We start from the raw sequence: 13,004 nt of genomic DNA, 5'->3' as shown, positions 1-13,004 counted from the left end.
ATAATCAAAACAAATGTCGTACGTGTAAGGATTGCTAAATATTTTGACTAATTTTGTATATTAAACTGAAGTAAAACAAATTAAAGCATAGAAAATATGGCATTAGAAATAACAGATGCAAACTTTGAAGAAATGGTTTTAAAAAGTGATAAACCTGTAATGGTAGATTTTTGGGCAGCTTGGTGTGGACCTTGCAGAATGGTAGGCCCAATCATTGACCAAATTAGTGAAGAGTATGAAGGAAAAGCAGTAGTTGGTAAAGTAGACGTTGATGCAAACCAGGAGTTTGCTGCCAAATATGGTGTGCGTAACATTCCAACTGTATTGGTATTCCAAAACGGAGAAGTTGTAGGAAGACAAGTAGGTGTAGCGCCTAAAAATGCCTACACTGACGCTATTGACGGCCTATTATAGATCGTTTTTAATAGTATAAAGCATCTGACTTTAGCCATAATTGAATGTGCATTAGTTGACTATGATGTTTTGACTGTTAGTAAAAAATAGAATAATCAGATAAAATGATAAAAGGTTTGCTGTAATGGTAAACCTTTTTTTAATTTAGATAAAAATTAAGAATAATGAGTGATAAAAAGAAAATACAAGATGCTATTGATAGCAAGTTGATAGAAGAGCGTAAAGTGTTCCTTTGGGGGCAAGTGGATGACAAGTCTGCTAAACATGTCATTGATCGTTTGATGTATTTGGATGCTTTAGACACCAAAGACATTCATTTATACATTAATAGTCCAGGTGGATATGTTACTTCTGGTTTTGCAATTTATGACTGTATGAAATCTTTAAAAAGTGACGTTTCTACTATCTGTACAGGATTTGCAGCATCAATGGGATCCATTTTATTATCCGCAGGCGAAAAAGGCAAACGCTTTATTCAGCCGCACGCTCGCGTCATGATACATCAGCCAAGTGGTGGTGCTCGTGGCCCGGCAAGTGATATTGAAATTACAGCTCAGGAAATTCTTAAAACAAAAGAATTGAGCGCCCGTTTATTAGCGGAAAACTGTGGACAGACCTTAGAAAAAGTTATGAAAGATTTTAACCGTGACCATTGGATGGGCGCTGAGGAATCTGTGGCTTATGGTATTGTGGACAAAGTTTTGAAATAATAGCTATTGGAGTTATTTTATAATGAACCATATGAAACATATATCGAGAATCTTGAGGCAACAATTAAAGGTTCTCGATATATTTTTAGATACCCTGCCAAATAGCAGGGCCTTTAAAAACACTCGAACTGACATTTCGTTATAATTAATCACGTGAAATACTGACTGAACACATTAGATCAACTAATTTTAGCTTAAGAACGAAACATCAATTTCTTAATCCATAATCTTAATACTTAATAGTAAAAGCAAAGCGGTCTCATATCTTTTCCAATGAATCTTCAAGCAGAACTCAATAAAACCGGAGGTTTTAAAAACCTCGAACTTCTCGCCAAACGGGTGGTGGAAGGTTTTATAGCGGGGATGCATAAGAGTCCATTTCATGGGTTTTCGGCAGAATTTGCAGAGCATAAAATTTATAACCAAGGCGAAAGCACTAAGCATATCGATTGGAAGCTCTATGCCAAAACCGATAGACTCTATACCAAGCGCTATGATGAGGAGACCAATTTACGTTGCCACTTGATAATTGACAATAGCAGTTCTATGCATTATCCGGAGATGGCCTCATTTTCGATTGCTCAACTGAACAAAATTGCGTTTACAGCCTTGGCATCTGCCAGTTTGATGCATATCCTTAAAAAGCAGCGCGACGCGGTTGGGATGAGTATTTATAGTGATGCTTATGACTATTATGCTCCAGAAAAAGGAAGTGAACGCCACCATCAAATGCTGTTGGGCGAATTGAGCAGAACAGTTTCTACGAAACCTATAAAAAGACAAACTGAAACCTATACTTATTTACACCAAATTGCGGAGAAAATCCATAGGAGATCGTTGATTTTCTTTTTTACGGATATGTTTCAAACAAGCACTGACAACTCTAAGCTTTTTGAGGCACTACGGCACCTGAAGCATAAAAAGCATGAAGTCGTATTATTTCATGTTTTTGATAAGGGTAAAGAAAAACTGTTTGATTTTGATAATACCCCCAAAACGTTTGTAGATGTCGAAACAGGTGCAGATATAAAATTGTATCCTGAAACTATGAAGGACGCTTATGCAAGCGCTGTAACTTCTTATTTTGATACGTTACGTCTAAAATGCGGTCAATACCAAATTAAATATGTGGAAGCCGATATCACAAAGGATTTTGATAAGATCCTGACAACATACATGGTAGAGCGGAGTAAATTTAAGTAGTCAAATTTTTTTTAAAAAATCACACAAAATATTTGCGATATTGAAAATGCAGTGTATATTTGCACTCGCATTAACGCAACGGTCTGGTAGTTCAGTTGGTTAGAATGCCGCCCTGTCACGGCGGAGGTCGCGGGTTCGAGTCCCGTCCAGACCGCAATAATGCTAGGAAGCTCTAAAGAAATTTGGAGCTTTTTTTTCGCGCGATTCCTATCGTCATGGGAATATGAAGATGTTGTGTTGTTTTATCTGAATGAAAGTTTAGATAAACGTAGTGATACCAAAGCAATTTGGTATTCCGATGAGAAGCTTTCCTTTTCTGTTTATAACAGAATCGGGATGCTTTTTTGTTTTAGGGTATGGACAACTTTTTGAATACACAACCTGTTGCTAATTCTTTTTCCACTCATCAATGCTAAAAACCTCGTTTATATGTGTTTGTGTATGAATTTAATCGCAATAATTTGCATTTTATCTGCTAATAAACATTGTTAATAACTTTTTTATAATATATTTGTAATTCTATATGAGTTGTTAACTAGCTTATCTAGAAAATTTTAATCCATTTTATAAACGGTATTGCAAATATAAACTATCCCTCAATAGTGTTATGCAATGTTGGAGCTTAACGCTCAAAAAATTAATAATCCATTCTTCCCTCGAATGGCATGTTCCATGCCCAATTATTAATTAACTAAACTATTCATAACCTTTAAAATTGATTAAAATGAAGACCCTAAAAATTACATTGTTACTTGCATTATTTTTAACTGTTTCTAGTCAAACAGATAAAACACCTGCTCAAAAAGAGGCGAATACTTACGAACCTGCAAAAACTCAATACGATTTATTAGCACACTCCAGAGACGGTATTCGTATTCCGACCCAAGGATAGTCACTCTTATAATAGCTTATTCAGAGCCCTTATAAATACTATAAGGGCTTTTGGTATTGGATTGAATTAAAACTATTAGATTAAATAAATTATCCTAAATTTGAAATTATACAACAAATCCATTCCAGCGTGTTGAGGTTACCTCTATTCATTTTAGTCTTGTTTTTCAGCCTAGGGACTTATTCCCAAAATAAATTGAAATCAGCTGAGTATGATAGTGTCGTAAAATTTCGAGCACTGAGCAAGGCTGACGAGCATTCATTAGAAGAGCGATTTCAATTTGCCCGAAGCGCTGTTGGGTATTCAAAGAAATTAAAAATTGATTCCATCATTATTAAATCGAATCAAAATTATTCAGCGCTTTGTATCTACACGGGCAAATTTGACGAATTTAGAAATGTCAATTTTGACAATTTAAGATTATCCAAAAAAATTAACGACTCACTGGCCTTGGCCATTGCTAGCCACAATTTGGGTTGGTATCATCATCGGAGTAGAACTCAAAATGATAGCGCCTATTACTACTACACCAAAGCATATAAAATTTCAGAACAGTTGGACATGGCGTCTCGACAAGTGGAAATATTGATTAATATTTCTGAAATCCAGAAATTGGAGAAAGATTATATTGGGAGTGAAGAAAGTGCCATCAATGCTATTAAGTTAACTGAGCAACTTCCAAAAAACGATTATAATTATGAAAGTCTATGGCTGCTTTACAATAGAATTGGGGGCGGAGCCACTACTTTAAAATTATATGACAAAGCTATAGAATATCATCACAAAGCCTATGAAATGGCTGAAAAGATGGACAATGGCTTATTGTTGAAATTGTCTTCCGAAAATAACATTGCCCATGTTTACAAAGAGAAAGGAGCACTTAAGACAGCATTAGATATTTATGAGGGTATTCTAAAACAAAAGGCGTTGTTCGATTTGGATCCTAATTTTTATGCCTTGGTGTTAGATAATGTAGCCTTTGCAAGATTTCTTAATGGGAACCAAGATTATAAACAATTGGAAAATATGTTTGCAAAAGCATATCGTATATCTGACAGTCTCGACGATCCTATTAACAAGTTGAATGTTTCGATTGATTTAGCAAAATTTTACAAAGGTCGAGGAAAGCTTGATCAAGCCGTTCAATATGCTGAACAATCTTACAAATTAGCTAACGAGATTTCCTCAAATGACATTTTATTAGAGTCGATGGTTTTGTTGTCTGAACTCAAACCAGGTGAAGAAGGTAAGGCGTTTTTAAGAGAACATATTTATCTCAGTGACAGCTTATTGGCAAATGAACGCAGAATTCGTAATAAATTTGCCCGCATAGAGTTTGAAACGGATCAGCTAGAATTGGAAAAAGAGAAGATTGCGACAGAAAAGATGTGGTGGGTTATCAGTTCAATGGTGCTTCTATTAACGTCTTTATTGGTTTACATTATTTTTACCCAACGCAATAAAAATAAGGAATTGAAATTTAAGCAAGACCAACAAGAGGCCAACGAAGAAATTTATAATCTCATGTTGTCGCAGCAAGATAAAGTTGATGGTGCCAGGGCAGAAGAGAAAAAGCGAATCTCCCAAGAATTACATGATGGGGTGTTGGGACGTTTGTTTGGGACCCGTTTAAGCTTAGACAGCTATAATTTTAATGAAGGAAAGGAGGCGGTCCAAGTACGTTCTAAATATATCGCAGAACTTAAAACCATCGAAAATGACATTCGGAAAATTTCTCATGACCTGAATACAGATTTTATTTCTGGTTCCGGATTTATGGATATTTTATCTGAACTCATTGACAAACAAGCCCAAGCCTATCAATTGGAATGTCAGTTTGATTTTACAGATGACATCAATTGGGAAATTATATCCAATAAAACTAAAATCAATCTGTATAGAATCGTTCAAGAGTCGCTCCAGAATATTTATAAACATGCCAAAGCCAAACATGTCAAAATTAGTATCGAATTAAAAAAAGCTGTAATTTGCTTATCCATTACCGATGATGGTGTCGGATTTGAAGTTAACAAGAGCAAAAAAGGCATTGGTCTAAAAAACATAAGATCTCGAATTGAGGAGCTTGATGGCACTGTAAAATTTCAGTCGGAGATTGATAAAGGCACGACAACACTCATAAAAATCCCCTACACAACCTAAACAACTATGCAACATATTCACATTTTAATGGTAGATGATCATCCTATTATTATTGAAGGTTATGAAAACACGCTCATGGCCACTAAGCATGACGATCAAATTTTACAGATAGAAACTGCAAATGATTGTGATACGGCGCATCAGTTGCTGCAACGGGCGGCTATTGAAAAACCATACGATATTTGTTTTTTCGATATCAGTTTGCCAAGTTCTTCCAATGGCAAATTGACTTCCGGTGAAGATTTGGCAAAGTTGACACGCGAGCTCATGCCTAACGCTAAGGTGGTCATCCTGACCATGTTTAATGAATCGTATAGAGTACATAATATCATTAAAGAAATTAACCCTGACGGGTTTTTGATTAAAAGCGATATGACCTCAAGTGAACTAGCTGAGGCATTTCAACACATCTTGACAACGCCACCCTATTATAGCAATACAGTAAATAACTACCTTAAAAAATCTATTTCTACCGATATATATGTAGATGATATCAATAGGAAGATATTGCATTTACTTTCCCAGGGCATTAGAACAATTACCTTACGAGAACACATTAATTTATCTATGAGCGCCATAGAAAAGCGCAAACGACAACTCAAGTTGTTGTTCTCTGTAGAGGATGGAAAAGATGAAACTTTGCTTGAGGAAGCCAAAAAAATGGGTTTTCTGTAGGTGTAAGTGTTAAATATTCTAATTTTTTATACCTCTTTAAATGTTATTTGCAGCTTACTATGCCTCATTACTACGGTTTTACCGTACAAAGTTTACGGATATCCCGTAACTTAATCTCAATATGTTTATTTAAATTTATCCCGTCAACAATAATTAATTAATCCCTCTAAGTACATTGTTGCGTTAGTTAATAGCACAGTAAAATAAACCTAATAACTGCCCCAAATCTGGATGTTATTAGGTTTTATTTTTTTTGATTCTTCACTTCTTTAGTAAAATTTATAACTAAATAATTAGTTTCAACTAATTTTTTAGTTATATTAGCATCAGGAAATTAGTGAGTTGCAGAATTTCAACTCTTAATTTCTACACCAGCAACATTCACATGACATTAAAAACTACTGCAGTAAAGTTTGCCAATTGGCAAGTGCAGGTTTAAAGATGAAACAACTTACAAAAGCCGAAGAGGAAATCATGCAAGTGCTATGGCAACTTAAAAAAGCCAATGTTAAACAGGTTATTGAGCAATTGCCAGACCCAAAACCCGCCTACAATACCGTGTCCACTATTGTGCGGATTCTAGAAAGCAAAGGTTTTGTGGATTATGAAAAGCAAGGTAAGGGCCATATTTATTTTCCAATTCTTTCAAAAACGGAATATAGCAACCAAAGTATTAATATGTTGGTGGACAATTATTTTCAAGGGTCGTTTAAAAGTATGGTATCTTTTTTTGTGAAGAAAAATGATCTCAGCCTAAAAGAAATGGAATCCATCTTAAAGGATATTAACCAAAAAGAGAACTGATTATGCTGCATTATATCCTACAGACCGTTGCGTTTCAAATATTCTTTCTGATTATTTATGACCTATTCTTAAAAAAAGAGACTTTTTTTAATTGGAATCGCGCGTATTTGCTAGGTACGGCGCTCTTATCCGTGCTTTTGCCATTTCTTAAATTCGAAAGTTTTAGAGCCATTGTGCCAGAGCCTATGGTGGTCCGATTGCCCGAAGTTATTATTGGAGAGGTGTCGTCAGACCTTAGTTATGGTATGGAAATGATGCCAACAGTGCAAATTTCTGATCAGGCTATGAGTGTCTCATGGACTCATGTTTGGGTGGTTGGTATGGTGCTCACGGCTGCAATTTTAGCCTATAAGATTGTTAAACTATACAAGCTCTATAACAAAAATCCACAACGTTGGGAGGGCGAGGCTTTAATTGTATATGTATTGAATAGTAGTGCAGCGTTTTCATTTTTCCACTACATTTTTTTAGGTACAGAAATCGAATCTGATAAAAAAGAACATATTGTGCAGCATGAACTGGTACACGTTAAGGAAAGACATAGTATCGATTTGCTGATTTTTGAAGTCTTGCGCATTGCCTTTTGGTTTAATCCAATGGTGTATATGTATCAAAGCAGAGTATCCACCCTGCACGAATTTATTGCCGATGCCAAAGCCGTAAAATATAAAGGCAAATCCGCCTATTACCAAAGTCTGTTGTCTCAGGTTTTTGAGACCCAACACATTTCATTCATCAATCCTTTTTTCAAACAATCATTAATCAAAAAACGAATCGCTATGTTAAGCAAATCAAAATCAAAACAGATCCATCTTTTTAAATACGCATTATTAATTCCAATGGTGACAGGAATGTTGTTGTACACCTCGTCTTATGCGAGTGTAATAAAGGAGTCTATTCCATTTTTAGAGGAAGAAAAATTCAATCAGGAATTGACGTTCCAGGAGCTAGTGGACAAGTATTACAAAGAGATTGACAACTTATATGATAAAAATAAGTTTTTTATTGAAGCTTATAAGCTATATGGCAAAGCAGGAGATAGGTATATTAAAAGTAAAGATGAAGTTGCAAAAAATCAAGCTTTTTGGAATTATATGTTTACCAAAATGAATAACAAAAAGCAAGATGAAGGTAATTTTACCGAAGTTGATGATGCACAGTTTAAGCGCTCAATAAATAGATTTAAAACCTATGAAGATTACCTCGCTTATAAAAAAACTGATGAAGCAAAAAGAAGTTGGGAAAATGGCGCAAGAGATGGTGAGCTGCGTTTGTTTGTTGAGAATATAGGAAATTTAACCGACGCCGAACAAAAACGAAAAGATGAAAAATTGGATCTAATTAAAAAAGATGATTTTTATTATAAATTGACATTGGTAGATGGCACTTCGAGTATAATATCTGATTTTGGAAAAAAAGGCGCAGATGTTACAAAAAACAATATGGAATCTCAAGATATTGAAGTGCCATACGCCGTCATTGAAGAAGTGCCATTATTTGAAGGTTGTGAGCCATCAGGATCGAAGGATGTTGATAAAACATGCACCTCAGATAAAGTAGCACAATTTGTTAACGAAAATTTTAATGTTGACCTCGCAAATACACTTGGTTTGAAAGGTAGACAGCGGATCAGTGTTATTTTTAAGATCGGTAAGGACGGAAAAGTTAGAGAAGTTAGGTCGAGAGCATCGCATCCCGATTTAGAAGCTGAAGCTATAAGAGTCACTAAAGCAATGCCAGATTTCACACCTGGGAAACAAAGAGGGAAAGCGGTTACGGTACCTTATAGCTTGCCTATACTGTTTGAAATTAATGAAAATTTGAAAGATGATGTAGCATCTAGAAAATCGAATCAAAAGAATCCCGAAAACCAAGAAAAGAATATTGAGGCGGTGGAAGTTCACGAAAAATCTTCAGAAAATTTGTTGGAAGTTCCTTATGCCGTTATAGAAGAAGCCCCATATATCCTGTCTTGCATTTCATTAGAGGCAGAGGTGGATCGAAAAAAATGTACCTCAGATGAAATCAGCCAATTTGTCAATAATAACTTCAATACCAAATTAGCCAATGATTTGGGGCTAAAAGGAATGCAGCGTATTACGGTAATTTTTAAAATTGGTAAGGATGGCAGTATTACCGATATAAGATCGAGAGCGCCGCATCCAGAATTGGAAAAAGAGGCGATTCGTGTAATTGGACTATTGCCAAAAATGAAACCGGGCAAACAGAGAGGGAAAGCGGTAGTTGTACCGTATAGTTTACCGATTTTATTTCAGGTAAATGAAACTGTACCCAAAGCTAAAAACTAAATCATTCCACTATGCCCAAATCCCTTAGGCTTTTAATTGTGGCGCTTCTCACATGGTCTATACAGGCGCAGGACGCCAGCTTAAAACGCGCGGACAGTTTGTATGCCCATGGCAACTATGCGCAGGCTATAACCGTTTTTAAATCATTTGAGCAGCAAGAGCAAGTCTATGAAAAATTGGCCAAAGCCTACATGGCGCTTGGTAATTACGACGAAGCTTTAAATAATTATGAACGTGCATCACAGGCATTTCCTGAGGATGCACTTCTTAAATATGATTATGCAAAGCTACTCGCTAGGAGCAAGAAAATAAAAGCCGCAGAGACCTTGTTAAATGAGTTGGTATCTCAGGATGCTAAAAACCCTAATTACCATTATGAACTTGGATTGCTTTTAGAACAACAAGGAGATTCAACGGCTATGAGTAGGTTTCAATCTGCTTTTCTACTTGATCCCACCCATCAGAAGGCCATTTATAAAATAGCCAAACAATTTTTGGTAAAGCGCAACCATGAGGCTTCTTTAAAATATATTAACATTGGTTTGGAGAGTTATGAGAATAATACAGAGTTGATAAACCTAAAAGCCCTGAATTACTATTGGAAACAAGATTACAAGACTGCGTCACAAGGGTTTGAAAAACTTTTGGAATTGGGTGAGAATTCCCAATTTATCCACGAAAAATTGAGCTTTTGCTATGCTGAACAAATGGCGTATGTAAAAGCCATTGTCCATGCCAAGCGTGCCGTGAATTTTGACCCCAAGAATGCAACAAATCTTTATATTTTGGGTCAATTATATGAAAAAATTAATGATTTCGCTTCCGCAGAAGAATGGCTCACTAAGGCTTTGGACATTATGGATCAGCCATTAAATGTTGAGTATACAAAGTTGGCAACAGTATTAAATCAGCAGAAAAAATATAAAGAAGGCATCGCAGCCTTACAAATCGCCGTCAAGGAAAACCCAAAAGATGAGCGGGCGCAGTTCTTTCTGGCGCGGACAAAAGATGAATATTATGCTGACGCCGATTCTAAAATAAAGGCTTATGAGGTTTTTAAAGAAAAGTTCCCAAAAAGCATGTTTGTTTACTTTGCAGACCGACGATTACGAGAGTTGAAGGAGGAAAAATTTATGAAATCCGAATAGCCATAAATACCTCTTCATAGAAATTGTATAACAGAACTCTCCGAAGTGAAACAATTCGCCAAAAAAATTGTATTTTTCAGCTTCAGTTACATTATTAAATGAAGCCATTTTTACTTGTTTTCCTTATCTTACTGACGTCTTGCGATTATTTTCAATCTAAAAAAGTATCGACAGAACAACTTCTTGAAGAAGAAATCCAGGCCATCAACTGGAATGATGTGGATGACTATCCAACCTTTGCTGATTGTGAGGGCGCCACCACCAACCAAGAAAAGAAAGTCTGCTTTGAGAATTATCTCCATAATTTATTGGCATCACATTTAGGGAATCAAAAAATCATAGTCACTGATGATGTTTCAGATACCGTCGTTTTAAAGATTCATATTGATAAAAAAGGGAAGTTTTCAATCAAAAACATTGATATGGACTCGATGACGCAAGCGCAGATTCCGGAATTGGACAGCATTTTAAGACACAGTTTTGATTCGCTTCCTAAAATTTATCCAGCCATTAAACGTAGTCAGCAAGTGGCAACAGAATTCAGTTTACCCGTTATTGTCAATATCAATTAGTCTTTTCTAACCGTTATTTTTGGTAGCTTCTGTCTTTCCAATGATACCCTATAAATACAGCAATTACCACTACATACACACTAAAAAAAGGATAAATAAATGCCGCTAATGCATAATGCTTGAGGTGTTTTGATTGATTGAAAAATGCTGCCGATTTATAAATATGTACAAAATCAATACCTGTCTTGATTAGAAACACATACAAAAGGAGGTGTGCACTTAGCACGCCAAACAGGGTCAAGCAAAGACACGTTATCACGAGTGCGTTTTGAGCAAAGACAAGACTTCCTGCAAGTTTCCCGAACAGCTTTTTATAGGCACTCGATTTTGCAGCCCATCGCACCCGCTGATTGACCAGTGCTGATATAGAATTTAACGCTTTAGTAGTCACTATAGCGTGTTTGCTTTTTAAATAATGCACTTGATGCGGAGTGCTTGCGCTTGCTTTTTCCAATAGAAAGACATCGTCGCCACTCGCCACTTCTGAATTACCTTCAAAACCATTAACTTCATTAAATAAGTGTTTGGTATAAGCCAAATTAGCACCATTACATAAGAACGGTTTTTTAATCCCGAAACCACCAATAGTGGCACCTTGTAAACTCAACACATCCAACAATTGAAAATTCTGTAAAAATCCGTGGACACCATCGTAAGAAACAGGTGCAGCAATAAGGGCGGCATCATGTTCTTGAATGTAAGCATCAAAACACTTTAGCCATTGTTTGGGAAGTACACAATCAGCATCTGTGGTAATGATCCAATCCGTTGTGGCTAATGATATGGCTAAAGTAATCGCATCTTTTTTTGGAGAGGTTGTGCTGCGCGTGGTTCTAATAACTTGGATGTTTCCTTGAGACTCTACAAAATCTTCAATATTATTCCGAGAGTCATCCGTAGAATCATCATCTACCAGAATCACCTCAAACATAGCCTTAGGGTAGTCAAGACAAGAAATAGATGCCAAAAGCAAGGGAATATTTTGGGCTTCATTTCTGAACGGAACAATGATGGTAAAGCGCGTTTTTGCCTTAACAGAGCTTGGTACAAAAGATGTTACGCGCTCAAATCCCCAGCACAAACTTCCAATCAACAGGACATAGAGTACGGTAATGGTAATGATAATTGCCATCATGTTTCAGTATTTGGTAGTTTAAATTGCAATACGTAGTAACTTCCTATAATGCTCGGCAACACCACATTTAACACCCACATTAAGGTGACAATAGCGAAAACTATGGGTTGAGAAATGCCAAGTAATCCAAATATGTAAATAGCAATACCACCTTTAATGACCACATCAAAAATAAAAATAGAAGGTATTATAGAAGACAATAGATACATGGTTGATATGGCGGCCATAGCATGACTATAGGGTGTATTAATATCAAACATGAGCAGTATTATATAGAATTGATGCGAAAAAACGAGGTAGCGGAATGCAGAATACATAACCGTCTTCACAGTTATTTCTTTTGGAATGGTCTTTATGAATTTTATTAGTTTTTTTAGCGATTTTTTATATTTTCCAAACATAGTGGACGTTACAATAAACCACAGCAAGACAGACCCCAGGATAATTGCTGAAAACCAAAGTATGATTTTATCATAATTAAATTCAGGATTAAAATGAAGGCTGAAATAGATCATTCCAATGCCACCAAAAATGGTAGTGGCAGCCATTTGGGCTGTGTTACCAAGCAAGTTTAAAAGCATGATTTCTTTGCGAAGTGAAGGGTGATAATATAGCGCCTTTGCACCGTATTCGCCTATCCGATTTGGGGTTATTAATGAGGCTGTAAACGCACCCAAAGTTTGTGATTTTGCTTTTTTAAAGGTGATTTTAGTAATTGCAGTGACCAGATGACGCCATTTTAATATTTCTAAAAACCAGTTAAAACAGCTTAAAACCATTAAAAAAAGTACAGCGTCAAATGAAATTGCGCTAAACTTGGTCAAAATGATTAAGAGATCGGCAAAATGAAAATCGCTATGCTGAAATAATTTATTGTATATGAGATAAAATGCACTAACAACTATTCCTATTTTTATAAGTACAAGTGAGAATTGCTTAGATTTGTAGGAGATAGCTGTTAACATGGTTACAAATTAAATGA

General features: G+C 35.9%; 12 protein-coding genes and 1 tRNA gene. 11 read left to right on the top strand and 2 right to left on the bottom strand.

Annotated features, from left to right (window positions below):
* Positions 1-96 precede the first annotated feature (96 nt).
* The 11 genes from trxA to BXY82_RS02500 all read left to right on the top strand — a co-directional run bounded on the left by trxA (position 97) and on the right by BXY82_RS02500 (position 10,887).
* Complete coding sequence (trxA, locus tag BXY82_RS02545; protein ID WP_133756608.1) at positions 97-414, top strand: thioredoxin; 318 nt, start codon at positions 97-99, stop codon at positions 412-414.
* A gap of 164 nt (positions 415-578) precedes the next feature.
* Positions 579-1,124 carry a ClpP family protease gene (locus BXY82_RS02540; RefSeq protein ID WP_133756607.1) on the top strand — a complete coding sequence of 182 codons (546 nt, stop codon included), beginning with the start codon at positions 579-581 and terminating at the stop codon, positions 1,122-1,124.
* A gap of 273 nt (positions 1,125-1,397) precedes the next feature.
* Positions 1,398-2,327, top strand: coding sequence for a DUF58 domain-containing protein (locus BXY82_RS02535; protein WP_133756606.1), 930 nt, complete (start codon positions 1,398-1,400; stop codon positions 2,325-2,327).
* A gap of 80 nt (positions 2,328-2,407) precedes the next feature.
* A tRNA-Asp gene (locus BXY82_RS02530) sits at positions 2,408-2,481 on the top strand.
* Between the two features lie 570 nt (positions 2,482-3,051).
* Positions 3,052-3,219 (top strand): hypothetical protein, encoded by a 168-nt coding sequence (locus BXY82_RS15415; RefSeq protein WP_166643243.1) that lies wholly within the window; start codon positions 3,052-3,054, stop codon positions 3,217-3,219.
* A 195-nt stretch (positions 3,220-3,414) separates the two neighbouring features.
* A complete protein-coding gene (locus BXY82_RS02525) occupies positions 3,415-5,379 on the top strand; it encodes a tetratricopeptide repeat-containing sensor histidine kinase (protein ID WP_133756605.1) in 1,965 nt (654 codons plus the stop codon).
* Between the two features lie 6 nt (positions 5,380-5,385).
* Entirely contained in the window at positions 5,386-6,054 is a 669-nt protein-coding gene (locus tag BXY82_RS02520) for a response regulator (protein ID WP_133756604.1), read from the top strand.
* 441 nt (positions 6,055-6,495) lie between these two features.
* Positions 6,496-6,858, top strand: a complete 363-nt coding sequence (locus tag BXY82_RS02515; protein ID WP_133756603.1) for a BlaI/MecI/CopY family transcriptional regulator — start codon at positions 6,496-6,498, stop codon at positions 6,856-6,858.
* Positions 6,859-6,860: 2 nt separating this feature from the next.
* The gene (locus tag BXY82_RS02510) at positions 6,861-9,167 is read left to right on the top strand and encodes a M56 family metallopeptidase (RefSeq protein ID WP_133756602.1); all 2,307 of its coding nucleotides are present in this window, start codon (positions 6,861-6,863) and stop codon (positions 9,165-9,167) included.
* An 11-nt stretch (positions 9,168-9,178) separates the two neighbouring features.
* Entirely contained in the window at positions 9,179-10,315 is a 1,137-nt protein-coding gene (locus BXY82_RS02505; protein ID WP_133756601.1) for a tetratricopeptide repeat protein, read from the top strand.
* A gap of 98 nt (positions 10,316-10,413) precedes the next feature.
* Positions 10,414-10,887 (top strand): hypothetical protein, encoded by a 474-nt coding sequence (locus BXY82_RS02500; RefSeq protein WP_133756600.1) that lies wholly within the window; start codon positions 10,414-10,416, stop codon positions 10,885-10,887.
* A gap of 13 nt (positions 10,888-10,900) precedes the next feature.
* Here the strand turns inward: BXY82_RS02500 and BXY82_RS02495 are convergent, their stop codons facing one another.
* Positions 10,901-12,022: a glycosyltransferase family 2 protein gene (locus tag BXY82_RS02495; RefSeq protein WP_133756599.1), complete on the bottom strand. Its 1,122-nt coding sequence runs from the start codon at positions 12,020-12,022 to the stop codon at positions 10,901-10,903.
* Positions 12,019-12,987 (bottom strand): lysylphosphatidylglycerol synthase domain-containing protein, encoded by a 969-nt coding sequence (locus tag BXY82_RS02490; protein ID WP_243835658.1) that lies wholly within the window; start codon positions 12,985-12,987, stop codon positions 12,019-12,021. The genes BXY82_RS02495 and BXY82_RS02490 overlap by 4 nt, the downstream gene beginning before the upstream one ends.
* Positions 12,988-13,004: the final 17 nt, after the last annotated feature.

It is taken from the genome of Gelidibacter sediminis, assembly GCF_004364975.1.
In the GTDB taxonomy this organism is placed as follows: domain Bacteria; phylum Bacteroidota; class Bacteroidia; order Flavobacteriales; family Flavobacteriaceae; genus Gelidibacter; species Gelidibacter sediminis.
Note: the sequence above shows the minus strand (reverse complement) of the source record. Positions and strands in the feature narration are given on the sequence as shown.

Bases quoted from the DNA above. Each gene is read 5' to 3' on its own strand.
- trxA (WP_133756608.1), top strand. From the start codon at position 97: ATGGCATTAGAAATAACAGATGCAAACTTTGAAGAAATGGTTTTAAAA.
- BXY82_RS02540 (WP_133756607.1), top strand. From the start codon at position 579: ATGAGTGATAAAAAGAAAATACAAGATGCTATTGATAGCAAGTTGATA.
- BXY82_RS02535 (WP_133756606.1), top strand. From the start codon at position 1,398: ATGAATCTTCAAGCAGAACTCAATAAAACCGGAGGTTTTAAAAACCTC.
- BXY82_RS15415 (WP_166643243.1), top strand. From the start codon at position 3,052: ATGAAGACCCTAAAAATTACATTGTTACTTGCATTATTTTTAACTGTT.
- BXY82_RS02520 (WP_133756604.1), top strand. From the start codon at position 5,386: ATGCAACATATTCACATTTTAATGGTAGATGATCATCCTATTATTATT.
- BXY82_RS02515 (WP_133756603.1), top strand. From the start codon at position 6,496: ATGAAACAACTTACAAAAGCCGAAGAGGAAATCATGCAAGTGCTATGG.
- BXY82_RS02510 (WP_133756602.1), top strand. From the start codon at position 6,861: ATGCTGCATTATATCCTACAGACCGTTGCGTTTCAAATATTCTTTCTG.
- BXY82_RS02505 (WP_133756601.1), top strand. From the start codon at position 9,179: ATGCCCAAATCCCTTAGGCTTTTAATTGTGGCGCTTCTCACATGGTCT.
- BXY82_RS02500 (WP_133756600.1), top strand. From the start codon at position 10,414: ATGAAGCCATTTTTACTTGTTTTCCTTATCTTACTGACGTCTTGCGAT.
- BXY82_RS02495 (WP_133756599.1), bottom strand. From the start codon at position 12,022: ATGATGGCAATTATCATTACCATTACCGTACTCTATGTCCTGTTGATT.
- BXY82_RS02490 (WP_243835658.1), bottom strand. From the start codon at position 12,987: ATGTTAACAGCTATCTCCTACAAATCTAAGCAATTCTCACTTGTACTT.